This is a genomic window from Streptomyces sp. NA04227, assembly GCF_013364195.1.
Classification (GTDB): Bacteria; Actinomycetota; Actinomycetes; order Streptomycetales; family Streptomycetaceae; genus Streptomyces.
The window spans coordinates 2,000,752-2,024,244 of record NZ_CP054918.1 but is presented as its reverse complement, the minus strand read 5'-3'; the positions used below and the strand labels follow the sequence as shown (position 1 = coordinate 2,024,244).

Sequence of the window (23,493 nt, the reverse complement as noted above, 5' to 3'; positions counted from 1 at the left end):
AGTGAAGCGATCACCGCCGGGCGGCCCGGAGGAAATCCGACAGGAACCTCCGGGCCGCCCGTTGCGTTTACGGTGGTAGAAGTACGGGGGCCAAAGCACGGGAGCGCGTGCACACCAACGAGTGCCGGGCGTCGGAAGGAGTGTCATGGAGGTCGTGGTCGCCGTCGTGGCGCTGCTGTTCCTGCTCTTCGTGACGCTCGGCGCGTATGCGACGGTCAAGGCCGTACGCGCCGCCAAGCGGGGCGTCGACCGCACCATCGAGCAGGCCCGCCGCACCGTCGAGGACACCACGCTGCGCGCCAAGTCGTACACGCAGATCGGCCCCGTCGCCGAACTCGCGCAGCTCCGACTGCGGCTGCGCGCCTCGATGCGCGCCACACAGGACGCCCTGCACGGCATGGTCGGCGAGGACACCACCCTCGGCGAGTCCCTGGCGCTCTTCGAACGGCTGAGCGTCCACGGCCGCGAACTCGACACCGAACTGCGGCACCTGGAGTCGGAACCCGACCGTGCCCTGCTCGCCCGGCGCATGCCCGAACTGCGTGAGCGCACCGAACGGATCACCGCCTCCGCCGACTCCCTGCGGTGGGCGGCCCGCGACCGCGCCCGCCACTTCGCCGACGACGACCTCGACATGCTGAGCGCCCAGATCGACGTCGAGACCGGCGCACTGCGGCACTGGAAGACCTCCCCGCATGCCGAACAGCCGGCGGAGCAGCCCGTGCAGTGGCCGGATCCGGCCCCGGCCGAGGCGCCCGCCGCACCGCCGAATCCCCCGTCGGCACCCGGCCCGCGCGAGGCGGACCCCACGCCCCCGCCGCGCCCCGCCCTCACCGAACCCACATTGCCGCAGGCCCCGTACCCGTGGCAGAAGAACACCCGCCCCGAGAACACCACGTGACCCCCGGCGGCAGCTCCGAGCCCCGGCTGCCACCACCCTCATACCCCAGGTAATGTCCAGGCCATGTCCCGCCATGTCGCGATCGTTACGGATTCCACGGCCTACCTGCCGCAACCGGCGATGCGGCGCCATGGCATCACGGCGGTACCCCTGACCGTCGTCCTCGGTGACCAGGCCTACGAAGAGGGAACCGAGATCTCGGCCCGCTCCCTGGCCCAGGCCCTGCAGAAGCGGACCTCGGTCACCACCTCCCGGCCCAGCCCCGAACAGTTCGCGGCCACCTACCGCGAACTCGCCGCCACCGGCGCCGAAGCGATCGTCTCCCTGCACCTGTCCTCGGAGTTCTCCGGCACCTACGACGCCGCCGTACTGGCCGCCCGCGAGGCCCCGGTCCCGGTACGCGTCGTCGACACCGGCATGGTCGCCATGGCCCTCGGCTTCTGCGCCCTGGCCGCCGCCGAGACCGCGGAGAGCGGCGGAAGCATGGAGGACGCGGTCCTCGCCGCCCAGAAGCGCGCCGAGGCCACCTCCGCGTATTTCTATGTCGACACCCTCGACTATCTGCGCCGCGGCGGCCGCATCGGCGCCGCACAGGCCCTCTTCGGCTCGGCACTCGCCGTCAAACCCCTTCTGCAACTGCACGAAGGCCGCATCGAAAGCCTCGAAAAGGTACGCACCGCCTCACGCGCCATCGCCCGTCTCGAAGAGATCGTCGCGGAACGCACCGGTAGCGCCCCCGTCGACATCGCGGTGCACCACCTCGCCGCCCCCGAACGCGCCGCCGCCCTCGCGGAACGCCTGCGCGAACGCGTCCCCGGGCTCGGCGAGTTGCACGTCAGCGAGATCGGCGCGGTGATCGGGGCACACACCGGACCCGGGTTGTTGGGGGTCGTGGTCTCGTCCCGGTGAGGACGGCCAGGGTCGTGGAGCGGGTGCGGCCGGGCCAAGGCCGAGGCCGTGGAGAGGGGGCGGCGGGGCCAAGGCTGTGGAGAGGCAGCGGAGGGGTCGTTGACCAGGGGAGTTTCGCCACCCGGAAATTGCGGGGACCCGTCGGTGGGGCGCGAGTTAGGGTCCACGGATGCTTGCCAACCCGGAACACGAAGCATCATCCCGCCGCTCTCCCGTCACCGCCGACGACGTGGACCTGGCCGTCGGACTCGCCGTGACCACGCTGCGCACCGCCCCGGCCGCGCCCGAGGTCTGGGAGGCCATGGCGGGGACCCTGGAGTGGACCTGCTGGGAGACGGTGGAACACATCTGCGACGACCTGTTCTTCTACGCCGCACAGATCGGCACCGGGAGCCAGGACGGCCATGTGCCCTTCCGCTGGGAGAACGACCGCCCAGGCGATCCCGCGAACCTGGTCCGAGCCGACCGCGCCGCCGGAACGACGGGCCTGCTGCGCGTACTTGAGGCCAGCGCCGTCATGCTGAGCGCCGTCGTCCGCACCACGCCTTCGACGGCCCGCGGCCACCACGCCTACGGCCTCTCGGACCCGGAAGGGTTCGCCGCCATGGGCGTGGTGGAAACCCTGGTCCACCTGCACGACCTGGCCGAGGCCCTGTCGCTCACGTGGACGGCGCCGCCGGACCTGTGCCGACGCGTCCTTGACCGACTGTTCCCGCAGGCACCTGCGGACGGCGACCCCTGGGCCACGCTGCTGTGGGCCACGGGGCGTGGGGAGTTGGCGGGGCGGGAGCGGTTGGAGGACTGGCGGTGGGATGGGACTGTGCGGGGGGAGTAGGGAGGGGCTTGCGGTTGTGGGGACTCTCTGGGGTGGGCGGTGTGTGGTGCTGCATGGTGCGTGGTTCGCGGTGCGTGGTTCGTGGTGCTGTGCGGCGCGTGGTGTTTGCTTGGTGAAGGTGGAGTCGGCGAGGGTGAATTCACCTTTGTGAGTGACGGAGTTATCCACAACCGCGGGGTTACCCACCGCATTTGACCAAGATCATCATTTCTGGGCTCGCTGCTTTAGCGTCCCGGGCATGGCATTCCACACGTATCCCGAGCCCCCAGGCGAAGCGCTCACCGCGCAATCTCCCACTTCCACGTCCTCTCCCTCTTTCTCTTCCTCTTCCTCTTCCGTTCTCACCCTGACATCGGTCTCTGTCCCGCGAGTTGTCTCAACTGCCACTGGCAGGGCGGGCAGCGGGCCGGGGCGAGGTCCTTCCTCCGACGTACGGTCACGAGCCCGCCACCGCGCACGGGGCCGTCGCGGACGCCAGTCCCAGGAAGAACTCCACCTGCGAGCACGCGCGTTGTTCGCGGAAGGGAGTGGGGAGGGCGGTGGGGAGAACAGCAGGGAGGGCGAGGGCGGCGGTGGGGTGCATGCGAGTGCCAGGGAAGACGAGCGCGTCGAGTGGCCGGTGTCCGCATGGGTGCGGACACCGAGGGGCCTGCACTCAGAGCCGAACGGACAGAAAGAGAAAAGTAGTTCAGCGGTCCTGAGTGGGGAGCCGCCCGGGGAGGTGGCGAGGAGCCGCAAGGGGTGGCAGGTCGAAGGCGCTCCGATCCGTGCCGGTGTCGGTGCCAGTGCCAGTGCCAGTGCCGGTGCGAGTACGGCGTGCGAAGTCGGAGACGCGTTGGTCCCCGGCCTCTCGGCTGATTCGACGCGCGAATGTTCGGCGGTAGGGCAAAAGCAGCGCCACCAATCCAACGAAGAGTTCATTACCGGTGCACCTGCTGCCGAGGAACCTTCCCGTGAGGGGCGATCCGGCAGGGCACTACCCGCCGACGAACTCCCCGCCACACGCGCCGGATTGTGGCGTGAGCGCATTCTTCCGGCGGTTCGGGACCGGCTGCCGCTCTGGATGCAACCGCGGTGCGGGCTGGAGCGGCGGAGCGTCATCGCGCTCGTAGCGGTGCTGGCGTTGGCAGCGGCGTTCGCGGCGCACTACTTCTGGTCGGGCCGTACGGAGGCGGTCGGACCCCCGGATGTCGTACGAGCCGTGTCGGAGGCGCCGGTCGACGGGGCCGAGAGGGCGAGTACCGGACCCTCGGGCAGCCCGGCGGGACCTTCGGCCGGTGTGCCCGGTGGCCAGATCTACGTGGACATCAGCGGAAAGGTACGCCGGCCCGGGCTGCGGCGCCTCCCGGCCGGGGCACGCGTCGAGGACGCCCTGCGAGCCGCGGGAGGTGTGCGCCCCGGCACGGACACCGTCGGCCTCAACCGGGCTCGGGTGTTGATCGACGGGGAACAGGTGGTGGTCGGGGGCCCAGTGCCGTCGGGTGGTACCGGAGGCGGTGGCGTAGCGGTGACCGGCCCGGGGGCCGCGTCCGCGCGGACGCCGACGGCAACGGGCGGTGTACCAGGAGCCGGTGGGGCGGCCGGTACGCCTGTGGCCCTCAGTACCGCCACGGTGGAACAACTGGACGCCCTGCCCGGCGTGGGGCCTGTACTGGCCCAGCACATCGTCGACTACCGCACCCAGCACGGCGGCTTCCGCTCCGTGGACGAGCTGCGTCAGGTGAACGGCATCGGCGACCGTCGCTTCGCCGACTTGCGAACTCTGGTCAGCCCATGACCCCACCGGAGGAGCGGAACGTACAGCGTCGCGGGTCACGTCCCGACGTTCACGCGGAGGCAGCCAGCCCGCTCGGTGCTTCCCACCCACGCCAAGAGGGGCCGACGGATCTGCGGCTCCTGCTCCCGGCTCTCGCGGTCTGGGCAACCGCGGCCCTGACGACCGCGGCGTCCCTTCGCACGGGTTCGACGATGGCGGTGGTCGCCGGTGCGCTGGGAGCGCTCGTACTCGCGTCGACGAAGCTGTGGGCCTCCGGGCGAGAAGCGGCGACGGGAACGGCGGGCGCGCTGTGGGGCAGGTACACGGCCGGAGCCGTGTTCCTGAGCGTGGCCGCCTCGGCGGCTTCGGCCACGCTGCACAGTGCCGAGGTACGACGCGGACCCGTCCCCGAACTCGCCCGTCGCTACGCCGAGACGACACTCGACCTGAGAATCACCACCGACCCTCGGCGCAGTCGGCCACGTATCGAAGGCGACCGTTCCCTCCCGGCGGCAATCGTGCTGGACGCCGAAGTGCGACGGATCGTGGCACCGGACGGATCGGCAACCCGTACCCGAGCGCCGGTTCTGGTCCTCGCCGACGCGGTGTCCAAGTCCAAGTCCAAGTCCAAGTCCAAGTCCAAGTCCGAGTCCGGGACAGGGCCCGGATCGGCATCCGACTCGGCATCGGCGGCATCGCACTCGGTGCCAGTGCCAGTGCCAGTGCCAGTGCCAGTGCCAGTGCCAGCGCTGGGACCCGGAGCGGGGCTGGGTTCGGCAGCGGAATCGAGGGCGCTCGGATCGGAACCAGAGGCGACCGGATCCGATGCCAGGCAGCAGTCGCCCTGGTTGGAGCTGCTCCCCTCCACCGAGGTGCGGGTGAGGGCGCGGCTTGCGCCGTCGTTCAAGACGGGCGACCGGGTCGCCGCTGTCGTCAGGGTGCCTGCGGGGGAGGGGCCCGAGGTGATCCGGGGGCCGTCTGCGCCGCAGAGGTTCGCGGGGCGGATGCGGGTGGGGCTGCGGGAGGCGACGCGGTCGCTGCCGACGGACGCGGCGGCCGTATTGCCGGGGCTCGTGGTCGGTGACACCTCCAGGATGACTCCGGAACTGCAGGACTCCTTCCGGGCCACCGACCTCACCCATGTACTGGCGGTCAGCGGTGCCAACTTCACCATTCTGCTTGCCCTGTTGACCGGGCCGCCGGGAACCGCCCACCGCGCCGAACGGCGCGGCCTCGCGCCACAAATCGGCCTCGGCCTGCGCACGACAGCCCTCCTCGGAGAGGCACTGACACTCGGATTCGTCCTGGTGTGCAGACCCGAACCGAGCGTGCTGCGGGCAGCCGCCTGCGGGTCCATCGCCCTGCTGGCGCTGGCCACGGGCCGCCGCAGATCACTGCTGCCCGCGCTGGCCGCCGCCGTGATCCTGCTGGTCCTGTACGACCCGTGGCTGGCACGCAGTTACGGATTCGTCCTCTCGGTCCTGGCGACCGGTGCACTCCTGGTCCTCGCACCACGATGGAGCCAGGCACTGCGCGACAGAGGCATGCCTCCGCGTCCGGCCGAGGCCCTGGCCGCCGCCCTGGCGGCGCAGGCGGTGTGTGCCCCGGTCGTTGTGGTGATGGCGGCACGGGTCAGCCTCGTGGCGGTGCCCTGCAACCTGCTCGTTGAGGCGGCGGTGGCACCGGCGACGATCCTGGGATTCGGCGCGCTCCTGACGGCGCCGGTCGCGATGCCACTCGCCGAGTTCTTCGCGTGGTGCGGGAGTTGGCCGGTGCTGTGGATCGTACGGGTCGCGCGTAGCGGGGCCGGACTGCCCGGCAGCGGCCTGCACTGGCCCGGCGGCTGGAGCGGGGCACTGCTGCTCACGCTGCTCACCGTGGCCTTGGTCGTCCTGGGCCGCAGACTCGTCCGGCACCCGTGGATATGCGTCCTGTGCGCGTTCGGCCTGGCGCTCGTCGTGATCCAGCCCGCACCTCTGACCCGCGTGATCACCGGCTGGCCCCCGCCCGGATGGCGCTTCGCGATGTGCGACGTGGGCCAAGGGGACGCGACCGTGCTCGCGGTGGGCGACGGCTCGGGCGTGGTCATCGACGCGGGCCCGGACCCCGTCCTCGCGGACCGGTGCCTGCGCAGGCTCGGCATCAGCCGGATCCGTCTGGTGCTGCTGACCCACTTCCACGCCGACCACGTGGCCGGTCTCCCGGGGCTCCTGCGCGGCCGCTCGGTTGGCGTGATCGAGACGACGCGCCTTCCGGAGCCGCTGGAGCAGGCGGAGTTCGTACACCGTGAGGCGGCAGCGCGGCGGATCCCCGTACGACAGGCCGTGGCCGGGGAGCGCCGCCGTACCGGGGACCTGGAATGGCAAGTGCTGTGGCCGCCACCGGAGTTCCTGCCGGAAGGGCCCAACGACGCGAGCGTTGCCCTGCTGGTCCGGACCCACGGGATCCGGATGCTCCTCCTCGGCGACCTCGAACCACCCGGCCAGCGGGCCCTGTTGGCGAGCCGGTACGGCGGCGCGCTCGCCGGGGTTGACGTGTTGAAGGTGGCCCATCACGGATCCGCGTACCAGGACCCGTTGCTCTTGCGGCGGGCCAGGCCGCGGCTGGCACTGATCTCCGTGGGCGAGGACAACCCGTACGGTCACCCGTCCCCGCGCACGGTTCAGGCCCTGCGGGCGGGCGGCGCCGAGGTGAGGCGCACCGACGAGAGCGGGGCCTTGGCGGTGGCGGGGAGCGGAGGTGCGGGGCTGCGGGTGGCTGACGGCGGGTGGTGAGCGGGGGCGGGTGAGGGGCGGCGGCACTGAGGGAGGGGGCGAGTGGAGAGATGGCCGTGCGGAGAGGCGGCCATGCGGAGGGGCGGGTAGGGCGGGAGGAGGGCGAGGAGACGGGAGGGGAGAGCCCGGGCAGAGGTAGCGGGTGGGGGTGGCGGAGGGGTCGGGCAGAGGCCGGGCGGGTGGAGGTGGTGGAGGTGGGCGGGAGGGGAGGGGGAGGGGGGAGGGCCCCAGGAAGTGCGAACGGCCCGAAGCCCCCATTTCCGGCCACCACTGATAGTTGAATCCGCAATGGTTAATTCCCGTCTCTCTTCACGAGATCGAAGTAAGTGATTTATCTGTGTCATGCCGCTCTGTTGCCTCGAATACGGCAACAGTGGTCGAATGCCTCCGATCGGTGTCGAGGGTCTGGTTCGCGTTCGAGTTGAAGTCGAGTCGAGTCGAATGGGCTGAGGTGCTCGCCAATGGCTGCCCGCTGGTCGAGAAAGCGCAGGGATCGCACGGAGGGCTCGGGTGCGCTCGCCACGATTCCGTTGCCCGCGCGGGCAGGGATGCTCAGCTGCCGCGTGGTCGACCCCGGGCAACGGGCGGTGTCGGCGGCGGAGTTCGGGGTCAGCGATGCGGCGGGCGAGGTCGTGGTGCGTGGTGCGGTGGACCCGTACGGCTCGTTCGTGGTGACGTTGCCGCCGGGTGAGTACCGGGTCTCGGTCGCGGCGGAGGGCTTCGCGCCGTACCGTGCGACGACCTCCGTGGTGGAGAACGGGCACGCCGCACTCGGCGACGTCACGCTGCAGATCGGGCAGCTTCCCCGGCTGCCCGAGGCGGGCGACTGGGAGGTCGATCCCGCGCACTCGGCCATCTCCTTCACGGTGCGGCACATCGGGCTGGCGCGCATTCACGGCAGGTTCAACAGGTTCGCCGGAGCGATACGGATAGCCGAAAGAATTGAGGAATCGGCGATGCATGTCGTGATCGACGCGGCGTCGATCGATACGAATATGCCGATGCGTGACGACCACCTGCGCAGCCCCGACTTCCTGGATGTGGAGGCCTTTCCGACGCTTGAGTTCTACAGCGACCGGGTCGCGCACCGCGGTGGCGACCGATGGGCGGTGACGGGAGCACTGTCGCTGCACGGAGTGACGCGTACGGTCACGCTCGAGACGGAGTACCTCGGTCTGGGCACCGGCATGGAGGGTGAGCCGCGCGCCGCCTGTCGCGCCACCACGGAACTGCACCGGGACGATTTCACCGTCAACTGGCAGACCATGCTGGCCCGTGGCATCGCTGCGGTGGGCCGGAGCATCACCGTGAACCTGGACGTGCAGATGGTGCCGAAGGCGCTCATCTCGCAAGCCTGACGGCGCGCGGCACGGCAGAGCGCGCGGAACCTTGGCCTTGATGGCCGCCGCTCAGGCCCGGTGGCGCGCTTCAGGCCCGAAGGTGCCGCCGCCCAACTTCTCTGGTCTCCTCCCCTCGCCCAGTAGAGCTCGCCCGGATGGAACCCCGGCCCTGCGGTGCAGGAGTATGGGCCGGTGAACGACGTACGACATGTGCTGGTACTGCCCGACCGTGAGTCCGCGGAGGAAGCGGCCGCGGAGTTGGTCGAGAGGTTCGGGCTCCATGAGTCGCCGCGGCCGGTGCGGGACGCGCTCGCCGGTGAGGACGACGCCGAGGACGCCCAGTGGCTCGTCCCCGTCGAAGACGCGGAGGAGCGACTCGAGGTGGAGCAGCTGAACGCTTTCGCCGCCGAGTGGGACGGCTGGCGCGAAGAGCCGTAGCAGCCCTGCATACGCGCGCCCGGTCCGGCGCACAAGCCGCTCCCGGCCATCGCCCCCAAACTCCTCCGCCCCACCGAGCTGCCTCACGGGCCGCCCCACCGGACTTCCCTCCGGATCTCCCCCACCCGCCAGGCCTCTCCCTGCCGGACGAGCCCCCTCGCCCCTCGGCCGGTCCCCGGCTGTCAGTGCCCCGTGCGATGCTTGGCGCGATGGCCAGGAAGAATCAGAACGACGATGATCCGCTGGCTCCCGTCACACTCGCGGTGGGGCAGGAGGACCTGCTGCTCGACCGTGCGGTGCAGCAGGTGGTGGCGGCCGCGCGTGCCGCGGATGCGGACACCGATGTCCGGGACCTCACGCCCGACCAGGTGCAGCCGGGGACGCTGGCGGAGCTGACCAGCCCTTCGCTGTTCGCCGAGCGCAAGGTCGTGGTCGTGCGCAACGCGCAGGATCTCTCGGCGGACACGGTCAAGGACGTCAAGGCGTATCTCGGCGCTCCGGTCGAGGAGATCACCCTGGTACTGCTGCACGCGGGCGGAGCCAAGGGCAAGGGTCTGCTCGACGCGGCACGCAAGGCGGGTGCGCGTGAGGTCGCCTGTCCGAAGATGACCAAGCCCGCGGACAGGTTGGCCTTTGTCCGTGCGGAGTTCCGTGCGCTCGCGCGGTCCGCCAGTCCGGAGGCGTGCCAGGCGCTGGTGGACGCGATCGGCAGCGATCTGCGTGAACTGGCCTCCGCCGTCGCACAGTTGGCGGCGGACGTGGAGGGGGCCATCGACGAGGCGGTGGTGGGCCGGTACTACACGGGGCGGGCGGAGGCGTCCAGCTTCACCGTGGCGGACCGTGCCGTGGAGGGCCGCGCGGCCGAGGCGCTCGAAGCGCTGCGCTGGTCCCTGTCGACGGGAGTGGCTCCCGTCCTCATCACCAGTGCGCTCGCCCAGGGCGTACGCGCCATCGGCAAGCTGTCCTCCGCCCGCGGTGGCCGGCCCGCCGACCTGGCCCGTGAACTGGGCATGCCGCCCTGGAAGATCGACCGGGTCCGGCAGCAGATGCGCGGCTGGACCCCGGACGCCGTGGCCGTGGCCCTGCGTGCGGTCGCCGAGGCCGACGCGGGCGTCAAGGGCGGTGGCGACGATCCCGAGTACGCCTTGGAGAAGGCCGTCGTCACGATCGCGCGAGCCGCCCGCAGCGGCCGCCCGTAACCTCTGCCCGGCCGGGCCCGTTCTCGCACTGCACTGCACTGCACTGCACTGCACTGCACTGCACCGCACCGCACCGCACACGCCCATGCACCGCACCCAAGCGCAGGAGACGCCTGCGTGTGAGCAATGCGAGTTCTTCCCGTACGCACACAGCCACACACAGCTCGTTCTTCTCCCGGCCACCCGGATCCGGTACGGCAACCGAGCTGGTTCGAAACGTCCGTCATCCGCCACCGAGTTCGGCAACTCCCCTGCTGAACAGTGGAAATGAGGGCAACCGGACCTACCCCTCGACCGCGCGGGACGGGGTGATCCGATGCCCGGTGTTGACGCGACGCAGCGCTTGCGCGTTTGCTGAGGGCTTTGGGGGCGGCCGACCAACGCCCTACGAGAGACAGGCCGGCGGGAGACAGCACGTGAGCAAGCGCCAGATAAGCAAGATGTTCGAGCTGATGGCGAGCGGGGAGATCGTCGAACTCACCAGCAGGATGGCCTCGGTGAAGAAGCTCGCCCGACTCGCCTTTCTCGCCGAACAGTTCGGCTACCAGTACGCGGATGTCCGGCAGGCCGGATCGCAGAACTCCGCGCTCAAGATGCTGATCGTGCCCGACCTCACACCGCAGGCGCGGGAACGGGCGGGCCGGTCCTGGGCGCAGTACCCGCAGGCGGCCGCGGGCGGCGAACTGCCGCCCTTCGAGCCCGCCGCGCTCGAACTCCTCAAGGCCCGCATCAACTTCGACCTGACCGGCAAGAGCGCCGAGAAGCGCATGGTGATGGGCGGCGTGGGTGTCACCTTGGGCTGCGGTATCGCCGCGGTGCAGGCCGGGTCGGACCTGGCGCCGTACTCGGCGGGCCTGTGGGCGCTCCTCATGGCCATCCTCGGCGTAGGCTTCTTCGTCACCAGGAAGCGCAACGCGAAGTTCGCGGCGCGCCTTCAGCAGGCGGGGTACACCGCGGTGACCGACGAGTCGGGGCGTACGCGCTACCTTCCGCCGGGCGGCCAACTCCCCGGCCACGGCAATCCTTTCGGGCCCGGCATGGGAGAGCCCGACGGCAATCCCTTCGCCGCCGCAGCGCCGCAGCAGGCGACCGGCAACCCCTTCGCCGGGGGCGGCCAGGCGTCGGGCAATCCGTTCGCGGCTCAGGCACAGCAGCAGTACGGTCACGGCGGACACACGCCCCCGCCCGGCACCGGCCCCTACGCCCAGCAGGCTCCCGCGCCCGGCGCCGCCCAGCCGGGCGCCCCCGCGCAGCCGTACGCCCAGCCCGCGGCCCCGGGCGTCTCGCAGGGGCAGGGGATCCCGCCCGCCGAGCGGACCATGGCCTTCGGCGCGGTGCCCGACCCGGGACCGACGGGCGGGCCCGCGCAGCCGGGCGCCGCCCCGACGGGCAGCGCCCCGACCATGGCGTTCCGCGCCCAGCCCCAGGCTCAGCCCGCGCCTCAGTCCCAGCCGCAGCCCCTGGCCAACCCGCAGTCCCCGGCTCAGCCGCAACCCCAGCCCCCGGCCCAGACTCCGTCCCAGCCTCAGTCGGAGACGCCCGCCCCGCCCGCGCAGACGATGGCCTTCCGCGTACAACCTGCTCCCGAGTCCCCTGAGACCCCGGCGCAGCCCGCCCCGCCCGCGCAGACCATGGCGTTCCGCGCGCACCCCGCCCCTGAGGCACCTGCGCAGCCCGCCCCGCCCGCGCAGACCATGGCCTTCCGCGCGCCCCCTGCCCCCGAATCCCCCGCAGCTCCCGCCTCGCCCGGCGAGACCATGATGCTGAACATCTCCGGCGGCCTCGGCCCGCAGCCCGGCACGAACCCGCCGCACGCCGAGCACCCGCACGCCGAGCCTCCGCAGGAGGGCCAGCAGCCGTACCCTGAGTCGCGGCAAGAGTCCCAGCCCCAGTCACAGCCCCTGCCTCCGCAGCACCCCGAGCCCCCGCGGCCGTAGCCGGGAGCCCGGAGTCCGGCGTAGGTCGGAAACCCGGAGCCAGGCGCGGATCGGCACCCGGAGCCAGGCACAGGCACAGGCACAGAAAACCGAAGGACCCCGTCACCGCCCTGGGGAAAGGGTGGAGACGGGGTCCTTCGACGAAACTGGTGAATCCGTTGGATTCGCACCCGCGTGGCGAACGCAGGCCGCGTGCGAATCCTTGGTGTCGGCCGGGAAGCGGATGAGAGGGCCCGCTTTCAGCCCCGGTCGACGGTCAAGTCGTCCGAACCGGGTCGCGTGGACCCGGACCGAGAAATTCAGCCCTTGAGGGCAGCGACCTGGGAAGCCAGGGCCGACTTCTTGTTGGCGGCCTGGTTCTTGTGGATGACGCCCTTCGAGACGGCCTTGTCGAGCAGACGCGCAGCGGCGCGCTGGTTCTCGTTGGCCTTCTCGACGTCACCCGCGGCAACTGCCTCACGGGTCTTGCGGATCGAGGTCTTCAGAGAGGACTTGACCGCCTTGTTGCGCTGGCGGGCCTTCTCGTTGGTCTTGATCCGCTTGATCTGGGACTTGATGTTCGCCACGAAAGAGCCTTTTCAGGTTCAGAATGTCTGGTACCGCGGAGAAGCCGCGGAACCGCTTGCGGGTACTGCTGGTACTGCTCGCTGTGTCCGGTGCTGTCACCAGTACGGACAGGACACGAGACACAGCTGCCCAGGCTAGCAGTCGGGCTCCGAGTGGCCCAAACCGTGCGCAGTCCCCGACCCGTGGGAGCATGGACCCTACGTATCAGCGCTTCGTACCGGATCCGGACCGGCCCGCAAGGGTGGCACGGGCGGTGCGCGGCTGTACCGAGCCAGACGCCCGGCGCCTCGAGAATCAGGACCCTGCGTGCCCGCGACACCTATTAATGTGCCCGAGCCGAGCCGTACCGACCCGGCTCTGATCCGCAATTTCTGCATCATCGCGCACATCGACCACGGCAAGTCCACGCTGGCCGACCGCATGCTCCAGCTCACCGGCGTGGTCGACCAGCGGCAGATGCGCGCCCAGTACCTCGACCGGATGGACATCGAGCGCGAGCGCGGCATCACGATCAAGTCGCAGGCCGTACGCCTGCCCTGGGCGCCCACCGCGGGCGAGGGGCAGGGCCGTACCCACATCCTGAACATGATCGACACCCCGGGCCACGTCGACTTCACCTACGAGGTCTCCCGCTCGCTCGCCGCCTGCGAGGGCACTGTCCTGCTGGTGGACGCGGCGCAGGGCATCGAGGCGCAGACCCTGGCCAACCTCTATCTCGCGATGGAGAACGACCTCAGGATCATTCCTGTCCTGAACAAGATCGACCTGCCTGCCGCGCAGCCGGAGAAGTTCTCCGAGGAGCTCGCGAACCTGGTGGGCTGCGACCCCGACGAGGTCCTGAAGGTCTCCGCGAAGACCGGCCTCGGTGTGGAGGACCTGCTCGACAGGGTGGTGGCGGAGATCCCGCATCCGGTCGGTGTCGCCGACGCGCCCGCCCGCGCGATGATCTTCGACTCGGTGTACGACTCCTACCGGGGCGTCGTGACCTATGTACGTGTGGTGGACGGTCAGCTCAACAAGCGTGAGCGGATCCGGATGATGTCCACCAACGCGACCCACGAGCTCCTTGAGATCGGGACCAACTCGCCGGAGATGCTTCCGGCGGACGGGCTCGGCGTCGGCGAGGTCGGCTATCTGATCACCGGTGTGAAGGACGTCCGCCAGTCCAAGGTCGGTGACACGATCACCTCCCTGAGCAAGGGGGCCGAGGAAGCGCTCGGCGGCTACAAGGACCCCAAGCCGATGGTCTTCTCGGGCCTGTATCCGCTGGACGGCTCCGACTACCCCGAGCTGCGCGAGGCCCTGGACAAGCTCCAGCTCAACGACGCCGCGCTGGTCTACGAGCCGGAGACCTCGGCCGCTCTCGGCTTCGGGTTCCGGGTCGGCTTCCTCGGTCTGCTGCACCTGGACGTGGTGCGCGAGCGCCTGGAGCGCGAGTTCGGCCTCGACCTGATCGCCACCGCGCCCAACGTGGTCTACCGCGTGGTGATGGAGGACGGCGCCGAGCACACGGTCACCAACCCGAGCGAGTTCCCCGAGGGCAAGCTCTCCGAGGTGTACGAGCCGGTGGTGCGGGCCACGATCCTCGCGCCGAGCGAGTTCATCGGCGCGATCATGGAGCTGTGCCAGACCCGCCGCGGTGTGCTGCTCGGCATGGACTACCTCTCCGAGGACCGGGTCGAGATCCGCTACACGCTGCCGCTCGCGGAGATCGTCTTCGACTTCTTCGACCAGCTGAAGTCCAAGACCCGCGGCTACGCCTCGCTCGACTACGAGCCCACCGGCGAGCAGTCCTCCAGCCTGGTCAAGGTCGACATCCTGCTGCACGGCGACAAGGTCGACGCGTTCTCCGCGATCACGCACAAGGACGCGGCGTACGCCTACGGGGTGCGGCTCGTCGCCAAGCTGAGGGAGCTCATCCCGCGGCAGAGCTTCGAGGTGCCCGTGCAGGCGGCCATCGGTTCGCGGGTGATCGCGCGCGAGACCATCCGTGCCATCCGCAAGGACGTGCTCGCCAAGTGCTACGGCGGTGACATCTCCCGTAAGCGCAAGCTGCTCGAGAAGCAGAAGGAGGGCAAGAAGCGGATGAAGATGGTCGGATCCGTCGAGGTGCCCCAGGAAGCGTTCATCGCGGTCCTCTCCAGCGATGACAGCGGAGGCCAGGCCAAGAGCAAGAAATAGGCCGGAAATCGATCAGACGTGACATCTTCCGGCACACCCGTACGGGCCCGCCGCACACGAGTGCGGCGGGCCCGTAGCGGTGTGAGCCGTGCCACGCTCAGATGCCTCCGTCTGTAGGAAGTGACACCTCGTGGCCTCTTACATGGCGGCCGAACGCGGAATACCCTGATCACTGCTCGATAGTTACTCGCGAGTTAAGCAAGCAGCCGCAACCAGCCAGTGAACCCGTCAGCCGCACTGTCTTCGTGCGCACTTGGCGCGGGCCTCGGAGGATGTCGTGAGCGACACACAGACCCAGATCGAAAACCGGCCGCCCTCCGTGGCGCACCTTCTCCTGGAGCGCGTGGCGGCGACGCCCGACATCGAGGCGTTCCGATATCCGGTGCCGGCCGCCTCGGGGCAGGGCCCGGACGACTGGAAGTCGCTGAGCTGGGCACAGTCCGCCGAGCGGATCTTCCGGATCGCCGCCGGCCTGGTCGACCTCGGCGTGCAGCCCGAGGAGCGGGTCGCCCTCGGCTCCGCCACCCGCCTGGACTGGGTCCTCGCGGACTTCGGCATCCTCTGCGCGGGCGCCGCCACCACGACGCTGTACCCGCAGACCAACGCGGACGAGGCCGCCTACATCCTGTCCGACTCCGGCAGCCGGGTGCTGATCGCGGAGGACGCGGAGCAGCTGGCCAAGGCTCGGGAGCGCCGCGCGGAACTGCCCGCCCTGGCGCACGTCGTGGTGATCGACCCCGAGGGCGTGAGTGCCGAGCCGGGCGACCCCGAGGGCTGGGTGCTCAGCCTCGCGGACCTGGAGGCGCGCGGTACGGCGCTCCTGGAGAAGGAGCCCGAGCTGATCAAGGAGCGCGTCTCCGCGATCACCAGCGACCAGCTCGCCACCCTGATCTACACCTCCGGCACCACCGGCCGCCCCAAGGGCGTCCGGCTGCCGCAGGACTGCTGGTCCTACATGGCCAAGGCGATCGCCGCCACCGGCCTGGTCGGTCAGGAGGACGTGCAGTACCTGTGGCTGCCGCTCGCCCACGTCTTCGGCAAGGCGCTGCTGTCCGGCCAGATCGAGGTCGGCCATGTCACCGCCGTCGACGGCCGGGTGGACAAGATCATCGAGAACCTGCCGGTCGTGCAGCCCACGTACATGTGCTCCGTGCCGCGCATCTTCGAGAAGGTCTACAACGGTGTCGCGGCCAAGGCGCGGGCCGGTGGTGACACCAAGTACAAGATCTTCCTCTGGTCGGCCGACGTGGCCCGCGAGTGGGCCAAGGTCACCCAGGACAACTTCCGCCGCACCGGCAAGGCGAGCGCGCCGCTCGGTCTGCGCCTCAAGTACAAGGTCGCCGACGCGCTCGTCTTCAAGAAGCTCCGCGCGGCGTTCGGCGGCAGGCTGCGTGCCTGTGTCTCCGGCGGTGCGGCGCTCGCGCCCGAGATCGGCTACTTCTTCGCGGGTGCCGGTGTGCAGATCCTGGAGGGCTACGGCCTGACCGAGACCTCGGGGCCCGCCTTCCTCAACCCGGGCGAGGCACTGCGGACCGGCACGGTCGGCAAGCCCCTGGCCGGGGTCGAGGTCCGTATCGCCGACGACGGCGAGATCCTGCTGCGCGGCCCGAACAACATGCAGGGCTACCACGGCCTCCAGGAAAAGACCGCCGAGGTCCTGGAGTCCGACGGCTGGTTCCACACCGGTGACATCGGCGAGCTCTCGGCCGACGGCTACCTGCGGATCACCGACCGCAAGAAGGACCTCATCAAGACCTCGGGCGGCAAGTACGTGGCCCCGGCCGAGGTGGAGGGCCAGTTCAAGGCGGTCTGTCCGTACGTCTCCAACATCCTGGTGCACGGCGCCGACCGGAACTACTGCACCGCCCTGATCGCCCTGGAGGAGCCCGCGATCCTCGAATGGGCCGCGGAGAACGGCCTGGGCGGCAAGTCCTACGCCGAGGTGGTGGCCGCACCCGCCACCGTCGAGATGATCGAGGGCTACGTCAAGGAGCTCAACGAGGGCCTCCAGCGCTGGCAGACGATCAAGAAGTTCAAGCTGCTGCCGCGCGACCTCGACGTGGAGCACGGCGAGCTGACCCCGAGCCTCAAGCTGAAGCGCCCGGTGGTCGAGCGTGCCTACAAGGGCCTCATCGACGAGATGTACGCGGGCGCGCGCGAGGCCTGAGGCCTCGGCGGAGTACCTGATCACAGGGGCGGGCCGGGAACGGTCCGCCCCTGCGGCGTTCCCGCGGTGTCCCGTCGTGGGCCGCTCTTCTGAGGGGTTATCCACAGGCTGGCGGGGCAGCCGCCGCGGTACGGGACAATGGGGGACATGCCTTCCGCACTTCCCGACGGTGAGCCCGTCCCCGAGGACGGCTCGCTGCCCGACAGTGCCCTGCGCGGCGCGGCCGAGCGGCCCCTCGGGTTCTATCTGCACGTGCCGTACTGCGCCACGCGGTGCGGCTACTGCGACTTCAACACCTACACCGCCACCGAGCTGCGCGGCACCGGCGGCGTGCTCGCCTCCCGCGACAACTACGCCGAGACCCTCGCCGACGAGGTCCGCCTCGCCCGCAAGGTCCTCGGCGACGACCCCCGTGAGGTCCGTACGGTCTTCGTGGGCGGCGGCACCCCCACCCTGCTCGCCGCCGACGACCTGGTGCGGATGCTCACGGTGATCCGGCAGGAGTTCGGCCTGGCACCGGACGCCGAGGTGACCACCGAGGCGAACCCGGAGTCGGTGGACCCCGGCTACCTGGAGACCCTGCGCGCGGGCGGCTTCAACCGGATCTCCTTCGGAATGCAGAGCGCCCGCCGCCACGTCCTGGACGTCCTGGACCGTACGCACACCCCCGGCCGCCCCGAGGCCTGTGTCGCCGAGGCACGCGCGGCGGGCTTCGGCCACGTCAACCTGGACCTGATCTACGGCACCCCCGGCGAGAGCGACGACGACTGGCGCGCCTCCCTGGACGCGGCGCTCGGCGCGGGCCCCGACCACGTCTCCGCCTACGCGCTGATCGTCGAGGAGGGCACCCAGCTCGCCCGCCGGATCCGCCGCGGCGAGGTCCCGCCGACCGACGACGACGTGCACGCCGACCGCTATCTGATCGCCGAGGAGGCGCTCTCGGCCGCGGGCCACCAGTGGTACGAGGTCTCCAACTGGGCCACCGGCGAGGCCGCGCGCTGCCTGCACAACGAGCTGTACTGGCGCGGCGCCGACTGGTGGGGCGCGGGCCCCGGCGCGCACAGCCACGTCGGCGGGGTGCGCTGGTGGAACGTCAAACACCCCGGCGCCTACGCTGCCGCCCTGGCCGCGGGCCGCTCACCCGGCGCGGGCCGCGAACTGCTCACGGCCGAGGACCGCCGGGTCGAGCGCATCCTGCTGGAACTGCGGCTGCGCGAGGGCTGCCCCCTCGACCTGCTGCGGCCGGCCGGCGCCGAGGCGGCCGCGCGGGCACTGGCGGACGGCCTGCTCGAAGCGGAGCCCTACGCGGGCGGCCGGGCCGTACTCACCCTGCGGGGGCGGCTGCTGGCCGACGCCGTGGTCCGGGACCTGGTGGACTGACCGGGGCGGGCCCGGCCGCCCGCTGAGGCGGGACGGCAGGGCTCAGGCAGCGCTGCCCACCGTGACAAAGTCGATCAACTCCTCGACCCTGCCGAGGAGTTGGGGCTCCAGATCCTTGTAGCTGTGTACCGAGCCGAGGATCCGCTGCCAGGCCGCCCCGGTGTTCTCGGGCCAGCCGAGCGCCCGGCACACGCCGGTCTTCCAGTCCTGGCCGCGCGGCACCTTCGGCCAGGCGGCGATGCCCACCGAAGAGGGCTTCACCGCTTCCCAGACATCGATATAGGGGTGCCCGACCACGAGCGCGTGCTCGCTGGTGACCGCCTGGGCGATACGGGACTCCTTGGAGCCCGGCACCAGATGGTCGACGAGGACGCCGAGGCGGGCGTCCGGGCCGGGGGCGAATTCGGCCACGATGGACGGCAGATCGTCGACGCCCTCCAGGTACTCCACCACCACGCCCTCGATGCGCAGGTCGTCACCCCAGACCCGCTCCACGAGTTCCGCGTCGTGGCGCCCCTCCACATAGATGCGCCCGGCGCGTGCGACCCGCGCCCGCGCGCCCGGCACGGCGAGGGAGCCGGAGGCCGTACGGCTGGGCCGCGCCGGTGCCGCGGTGGCCCGGACCAGGGTCACCACCTGGCCCTCCAGGAGGAAGCCACGCGGTTCGAGCGGAAACACCCGGTGCTTGCCGAAGCGGTCCTCCAGGGTGACCGTGCCCGCCTCGCAGCGGATCACCGCACCACAGAAACCGGTCGCGGCCTCCTCCACCACGAGGCCCGGCTCGGCGGCCACCTCGGGCGCGGGCTGCTGCTTCTTCCAGGGCGGAGTCAGATCCGGTGAGTAGCTGCGCAACTGCGGGTCCTTCGGAAATCGGGGTGGGACGGGGGGTGAGGGCGGAGGCGGGCCCGAGGGTCTCGCCGAGAAGGATGATGGTCGCCCGACGCGAGGAAGAACAGCCCGACCTGCGGTCACGGCACGCCGAATTCTCCGGCCAGTCGATCACGCTGACGGCGAACGAAGGCCGCGTCCACCACGGCCCCGTGCCCGGGTACGTACACGGCGTCCTCGCCGCCGAGTTGAAGCAGCCGGTCCAGGGCCGCGGGCCAGCGCCCCGGCACCGCGTCCGGCCCGGCCTGCGGCGGCCCGGACTCCTCCACCAGATCCCCGCAGAACACGACCTCGACCTCACCGGGCACCAGGACCACGAGATCGTACGGACTGTGCGCCGGGCCCAGCGCGGCGAGGAGCACCTGTACGCCGCCGAGTTCCAGCGTCCACTCGCCGCAGACCTCGTGATGGGGCGGGCGCAGCAACTCGCTCGCCCGCTCCGCCGCCTCCCGGCCCAGGCCGTGCCGTACCGCGTCCGCGGCGAGCTGCTCGTGCCCCGAGACCAGGGCCGCGCCCGCGCCCACGGCGGTGAACACCTCGGCCCCGGCGAAGGCGGGGGCGCCGAGCACATGGTCGAAGTGCGGGTGGGTCAGGGCGAGATGGGTCACCCGGCGCCCGCCGAGCAACCGCTGCGCGTCCCGGCGCAGGGCGGCACCCTCGGACAGGCAGGACCCCGCGTCGATGAGCAGGGCGGCGTCGTCCCCGGCCACCAGACCCGTGGTGCAGTCCCAGCCGGGCAGCCGGATCCGGCCGGTACGGCGGGCGAGCCGCTCCCAGCCGCCGGCCGCCCAGTCGGGCGCGGGCGCCGGTCCGCCCGATGCCTGCGGTGCGGCCGATGCCTGCGGTCCGCCTGGCCTGATCGATGCGCCCGGCCGAGGAGATCCGCCCAGCCGGGCAGATCCGCCCGGCCTGTCCGGTCCCTCGGCAGGCGCCGTCATCAGCTGAGGCCGCCCGTGGCGAGGATGTTCTGCCCGGTGATCCAGCGGGCGTCGGGGCCGCAGAGGAAGGCCACCACATCGGCGACGTCGGAGGGCTGGCCGAGCCGTCCGAGCGGTGTCATGCCCGCGACCTTCTCCAGGCTCTCGGGCGGATTCGCGCCACGCAGCAACTCGGTGTCGGTCGCCCCGGGGGAGACCGTGTTGACGGTGATGCCGCGCGCCCCGAGCTCCTGGGCGGCGACCAGGGTGAGCTGCTCCATCGCGCCCTTGCTGGCCGCGTACGGGGCGCTGTTCTTCGCGGGCCGCCGGGTGTTGAGGCTGGAGATGTTCACGATGCGTCCGTCGTCGCGCATGTGCCGGGCGGCATGGCGCAGGGTGAGGAAGACCGTGCGTGCGTTGACCGTCATGATCTCATCGAAGACCGCTTCGTCGGTCTCGGCCAGCGGTGCGGTCCGGAAGGCCTGCGCGGCGTTGTTGACCAGGACGTCCAGGCCGCCGGTCAGCTCCGTGGCGCGCTGCATGAGCTCCTCGGCCGCCCCGGCCGTGGCCAGATCGAGCGGTAGCGCGTGGGCGGTGCCGCCCTCGGCACGCACCGCGGCGAGCACCTCGGCGGCGGCCTGTTCGCTGCGCGCGTAGTTGAAGACCACCTCGACACCGTCGCGGGCCAGCCGCTGCACTACGGCCCGGCCGATACCCCGCGAACCTCCGGTGACCACCGCTGTCCTGCCCTCCGGCACGGTCCCTCCCACAGCTCGGTGACGGTTTTCCACAGGCGCCCAACGGGCGCCGCCCGCATGCGAAAGTACAGGGGTCCGGGCCGTCCGCACCCGGCGGTCGCCGGAATGAGGACACCGGAAGCGGACACCGGATGCCGCGGCCCCGAACAACTGGGGAAAACCGCGGCGGGACGGTCGTAGGTGCTCTTGCCGCCGCCGTACCCACCGGCCGTACACTGGGCCGGAACGCTGGCACTCGACTGTCGTGAGTGCCAAGGGGGCGACGGCTGGGCCGGGCCGTGCGAGGGAAGCTGGAGGTGAGCGCGGGTGCTGAACGAACGCAGGCTCGAAGTGCTGCGCGCCATCGTCCAGGACTATGTGGGCACCGAGGAGCCGGTCGGCTCCAAGGCGCTCACCGAGCGGCACAGCCTCGGTGTCTCCCCGGCCACCGTCCGCAACGACATGGCCGCCCTGGAGGACGAGGGCTACATCGCCCAGCCGCACACCAGCGCGGGCCGCATCCCCACCGACAAGGGCTACCGGCTCTTCGTCGACAAGCTCGCCGGGGTGAAGCCGATGACCGCGCCCGAGCGGCGCGCCATCCAGAACTTCCTCGACGGCGCCGTCGACCTCGACGACGTGGTCGGGCGCACCGTGCGCCTGCTCGCCCAGCTCACCCGGCAGGTCGCGGTCGTGCAGTACCCCTCGCTGACCCGCTCCACGGTGCGGCACGTGGAACTGCTCGCACTGGCACCGGCCCGGCTGATGCTCGTCCTCATCACGGACACCGGCCGGGTCGAACAGCGCATGATCGACTGCCCCGCGCCGTTCGGCGAGAGCTCACTGGCCGATCTGCGGGCGCGCCTCAACAGCCGTGTCGCGGGCCGCCGTTTCGCCGATGTGCCGCAGCTCGTGCAGGATCTGCCGGAAGCGTTCGAGAACGAGGACCGCGGCACCGTCTCGACCGTCCTGTCCACCCTCCTCGAAACCCTCGTCGAGGAGACCGAGGAACGTCTGATGATCGGCGGCACCGCCAATCTCACCCGCTTCGGGCATGACTTTCCTCTCACCATCCGCCCGGTCCTCGAAGCCCTCGAGGAACAGGTCGTCCTCCTCAAACTCCTCGGTGAGGCGACCGATTCGGGCATGACCGTACGCATCGGGCACGAGAACGCCCACGAGGGACTCAACTCCACCTCCGTGGTCTCGGTCGGCTACGGTTCGGGCGGCGAAGCTGTCGCCAAACTCGGCGTGGTCGGACCGACACGCATGGACTATCCGGGAACGATGGGAGCAGTACGCGCAGTGGCACGTTACGTCGGACAGATCCTGGCGGAGTCGTAAGTGGCCACGGACTACTACGCCGTGCTCGGCGTGCGCCGAGACGCCTCCCAGGACGAGATCAAAAAGGCCTTCCGGCGGCTCGCCCGCGAGCTGCACCCGGACGTCAACCCCGATCCGAAGACCCAAGAGCGGTTCAAGGAGATCAACGCCGCCTACGAGGTGCTCTCGGACCCGCAGAAGAAGCAGGTCTACGACCTCGGCGGCGACCCGCTGTCGCAGCAGGCGGGCGCCGGTGGCTTCGGCGCGGGCGGCGGCTTCGGCAACTTCTCGGACATCATGGACGCCTTCTTCGGAACGGCGTCCCAGCGCGGCCCGCGCTCGCGCACCCGGCGCGGCCAGGACGCCATGATCCGGCTCGAGATCGAGCTGGACGAGGCGGCGTTCGGTACCACCAAGGACCTCCAGGTCGACACCGCCGTGGTGTGCACCACCTGCAGCGGCGAGGGCGCGGCCCCCGGCACCAGCGCGCAGACCTGCGACATGTGCCGCGGCCGGGGCGAGGTCTCCCAGGTGACCCGCTCCTTCCTGGGCCAGGTCATGACCTCGCGCCCCTGCCCGCAGTGCCAGGGCTTCGGCACCGTGGTCCCCACCCCCTGCCCCGAGTGCGCCGGCGACGGCCGCATCCGTTCACGGCGCACGCTCACCGTGAAGATTCCGGCCGGTGTGGACAACGGCACCCGGATCCAGCTCGCCGGTGAGGGCGAGGTCGGCCCCGGCGGCGGCCCGGCCGGTGACCTCTACGTGGAGATCCACGAACTGCCGCACCCGGTCTTCCAGCGCCGCGGCGACGACCTGCACTGCACGGTCACCATCCCGATGACGGCCGCGGCGCTCGGCACCAAGGTGCCCCTGGAGACCCTCGACGGTCTCGAGGAGATCGACATCCGGCCCGGCACCCAGTCCGGCCAGTCCATCCCGCTGCACGGCCGCGGTGTCACGCATCTGCGGGGCGGCGGCCGTGGTGACCTCGTCGTCCACGTCGAGGTGACCACCCCGGGCAAGCTCGACGTGGAGCAGGAGCGACTGTTGCGCGAGCTGGCCAAGCTGCGCGGCGAGGAGCGCCCCACGGGACAGTTCCAGCCCGGTCAGCAGGGCCTGTTCTCCCGGCTGAAGGACGCCTTCAACGGCCGCTGAGCCACCGGTCCACCGGCACGCCGAAACGGGCGTGCCGGTGGGCCGTACCCACTCGGGCGCGGGTTTCTGACCGGTAGCGGGAACGTGGC

General features: G+C 70.9%; 18 protein-coding genes. 14 read left to right on the top strand and 4 right to left on the bottom strand.

Annotated features, from left to right (window positions below; translation table 11 throughout):
- The first annotated feature begins 145 nt into the window (after window positions 1-145).
- The 9 genes from HUT18_RS08440 (at window position 146) to HUT18_RS34290 (ending at window position 12,089) form a co-directional block, all read left to right on the top strand.
- Window positions 146-901 (top strand): hypothetical protein, encoded by a 756-nt coding sequence (locus HUT18_RS08440; RefSeq protein WP_176099208.1) that lies wholly within the window; start codon window positions 146-148, stop codon window positions 899-901.
- 63 nt (window positions 902-964) lie between these two features.
- Window positions 965-1,810 (top strand): DegV family protein, encoded by an 846-nt coding sequence (locus HUT18_RS08435; protein WP_176099207.1) that lies wholly within the window; start codon window positions 965-967, stop codon window positions 1,808-1,810.
- A 169-nt stretch (window positions 1,811-1,979) separates the two neighbouring features.
- Window positions 1,980-2,645, top strand: a complete 666-nt coding sequence (locus HUT18_RS08430) for a hypothetical protein (RefSeq protein ID WP_176099206.1) — start codon at window positions 1,980-1,982, stop codon at window positions 2,643-2,645.
- A gap of 1,012 nt (window positions 2,646-3,657) precedes the next feature.
- Window positions 3,658-4,422, top strand: a complete 765-nt coding sequence (locus HUT18_RS08425) for a helix-hairpin-helix domain-containing protein (protein WP_254878483.1) — start codon at window positions 3,658-3,660, stop codon at window positions 4,420-4,422.
- Window positions 4,423-4,613: 191 nt separating this feature from the next.
- A complete protein-coding gene (locus tag HUT18_RS08420) occupies window positions 4,614-7,175 on the top strand; it encodes a ComEC/Rec2 family competence protein (protein ID WP_368661510.1) in 2,562 nt (853 codons plus the stop codon).
- 461 nt (window positions 7,176-7,636) lie between these two features.
- Window positions 7,637-8,533 (top strand): YceI family protein, encoded by an 897-nt coding sequence (locus tag HUT18_RS08415; RefSeq protein WP_176099203.1) that lies wholly within the window; start codon window positions 7,637-7,639, stop codon window positions 8,531-8,533.
- 174 nt (window positions 8,534-8,707) lie between these two features.
- Window positions 8,708-8,953 (top strand): hypothetical protein, encoded by a 246-nt coding sequence (locus HUT18_RS08410; protein ID WP_176099202.1) that lies wholly within the window; start codon window positions 8,708-8,710, stop codon window positions 8,951-8,953.
- Window positions 8,954-9,162: 209 nt separating this feature from the next.
- The gene (holA, locus tag HUT18_RS08405) at window positions 9,163-10,152 is read left to right on the top strand and encodes a DNA polymerase III subunit delta (RefSeq protein ID WP_176099201.1); all 990 of its coding nucleotides are present in this window, start codon (window positions 9,163-9,165) and stop codon (window positions 10,150-10,152) included.
- A 416-nt stretch (window positions 10,153-10,568) separates the two neighbouring features.
- Window positions 10,569-12,089 (top strand): hypothetical protein, encoded by a 1,521-nt coding sequence (locus HUT18_RS34290; RefSeq protein WP_176099200.1) that lies wholly within the window; start codon window positions 10,569-10,571, stop codon window positions 12,087-12,089.
- Between the two features lie 299 nt (window positions 12,090-12,388).
- Here the strand turns inward: HUT18_RS34290 and rpsT are convergent, their stop codons facing one another.
- Entirely contained in the window at window positions 12,389-12,655 is a 267-nt protein-coding gene (rpsT, locus tag HUT18_RS08395; protein WP_176099199.1) for a 30S ribosomal protein S20, read from the bottom strand.
- 307 nt (window positions 12,656-12,962) lie between these two features.
- On the opposite strand from rpsT, the gene lepA reads away from it, so the two are divergent.
- From lepA to hemW, 3 genes are all read left to right on the top strand, one after another.
- The gene (gene lepA, locus HUT18_RS08390; protein ID WP_176099198.1) at window positions 12,963-14,837 is read left to right on the top strand and encodes a translation elongation factor 4; all 1,875 of its coding nucleotides are present in this window, start codon (window positions 12,963-12,965) and stop codon (window positions 14,835-14,837) included.
- A 277-nt stretch (window positions 14,838-15,114) separates the two neighbouring features.
- On the top strand, window positions 15,115-17,004 hold the full coding sequence (locus HUT18_RS08385) for a long-chain fatty acid--CoA ligase (protein WP_176099197.1): 1,890 nt from the start codon (window positions 15,115-15,117) through the stop codon (window positions 17,002-17,004).
- Window positions 17,005-17,151: 147 nt separating this feature from the next.
- Window positions 17,152-18,384, top strand: a complete 1,233-nt coding sequence (gene hemW / locus HUT18_RS08380) for a radical SAM family heme chaperone HemW (protein WP_176099196.1) — start codon at window positions 17,152-17,154, stop codon at window positions 18,382-18,384.
- 42 nt (window positions 18,385-18,426) lie between these two features.
- Here the strand turns inward: hemW and HUT18_RS08375 are convergent, their stop codons facing one another.
- The 3 genes from HUT18_RS08375 to HUT18_RS08365 form a co-directional block, all read right to left on the bottom strand.
- Complete coding sequence (locus HUT18_RS08375; RefSeq protein WP_176099195.1) at window positions 18,427-19,236, bottom strand: DUF3097 domain-containing protein; 810 nt, start codon at window positions 19,234-19,236, stop codon at window positions 18,427-18,429.
- Between the two features lie 116 nt (window positions 19,237-19,352).
- On the bottom strand, window positions 19,353-20,210 hold the full coding sequence (locus HUT18_RS08370) for an MBL fold metallo-hydrolase (protein ID WP_176099194.1): 858 nt from the start codon (window positions 20,208-20,210) through the stop codon (window positions 19,353-19,355).
- Window positions 20,210-20,947 carry an SDR family NAD(P)-dependent oxidoreductase gene (locus HUT18_RS08365; protein WP_176099193.1) on the bottom strand — a complete coding sequence of 246 codons (738 nt, stop codon included), beginning with the start codon at window positions 20,945-20,947 and terminating at the stop codon, window positions 20,210-20,212. Before HUT18_RS08365 ends, HUT18_RS08370 begins: the two co-directional genes overlap by 1 nt.
- A 306-nt stretch (window positions 20,948-21,253) precedes the next feature.
- Between HUT18_RS08365 and hrcA the strand changes: the two genes are divergently transcribed.
- Window positions 21,254-22,270 carry a heat-inducible transcriptional repressor HrcA gene (gene hrcA, locus HUT18_RS08360; RefSeq protein ID WP_176099192.1) on the top strand — a complete coding sequence of 339 codons (1,017 nt, stop codon included), beginning with the start codon at window positions 21,254-21,256 and terminating at the stop codon, window positions 22,268-22,270.
- Complete coding sequence (gene dnaJ / locus HUT18_RS08355; RefSeq protein ID WP_176099191.1) at window positions 22,271-23,404, top strand: molecular chaperone DnaJ; 1,134 nt, start codon at window positions 22,271-22,273, stop codon at window positions 23,402-23,404.
- The last annotated feature ends 89 nt before the right edge of the window (window positions 23,405-23,493 follow it).

Excerpts from the sequence above, each read along its gene's own strand:
- HUT18_RS08440 (WP_176099208.1), top strand. The coding sequence starts at position 146 with ATGGAGGTCGTGGTCGCCGTCGTGGCGCTGCTGTTCCTGCTCTTCGTG.
- HUT18_RS08435 (WP_176099207.1), top strand. The coding sequence starts at position 965 with ATGTCCCGCCATGTCGCGATCGTTACGGATTCCACGGCCTACCTGCCG.
- HUT18_RS08430 (WP_176099206.1), top strand. The coding sequence starts at position 1,980 with ATGCTTGCCAACCCGGAACACGAAGCATCATCCCGCCGCTCTCCCGTC.
- HUT18_RS08420 (WP_368661510.1), top strand. The coding sequence starts at position 4,614 with ATGGCGGTGGTCGCCGGTGCGCTGGGAGCGCTCGTACTCGCGTCGACG.
- HUT18_RS08415 (WP_176099203.1), top strand. The coding sequence starts at position 7,637 with ATGGCTGCCCGCTGGTCGAGAAAGCGCAGGGATCGCACGGAGGGCTCG.
- holA (WP_176099201.1), top strand. The coding sequence starts at position 9,163 with ATGGCCAGGAAGAATCAGAACGACGATGATCCGCTGGCTCCCGTCACA.
- hemW (WP_176099196.1), top strand. The coding sequence starts at position 17,152 with ATGCCTTCCGCACTTCCCGACGGTGAGCCCGTCCCCGAGGACGGCTCG.
- HUT18_RS08370 (WP_176099194.1), bottom strand. The coding sequence starts at position 20,210 with ATGACGGCGCCTGCCGAGGGACCGGACAGGCCGGGCGGATCTGCCCGG.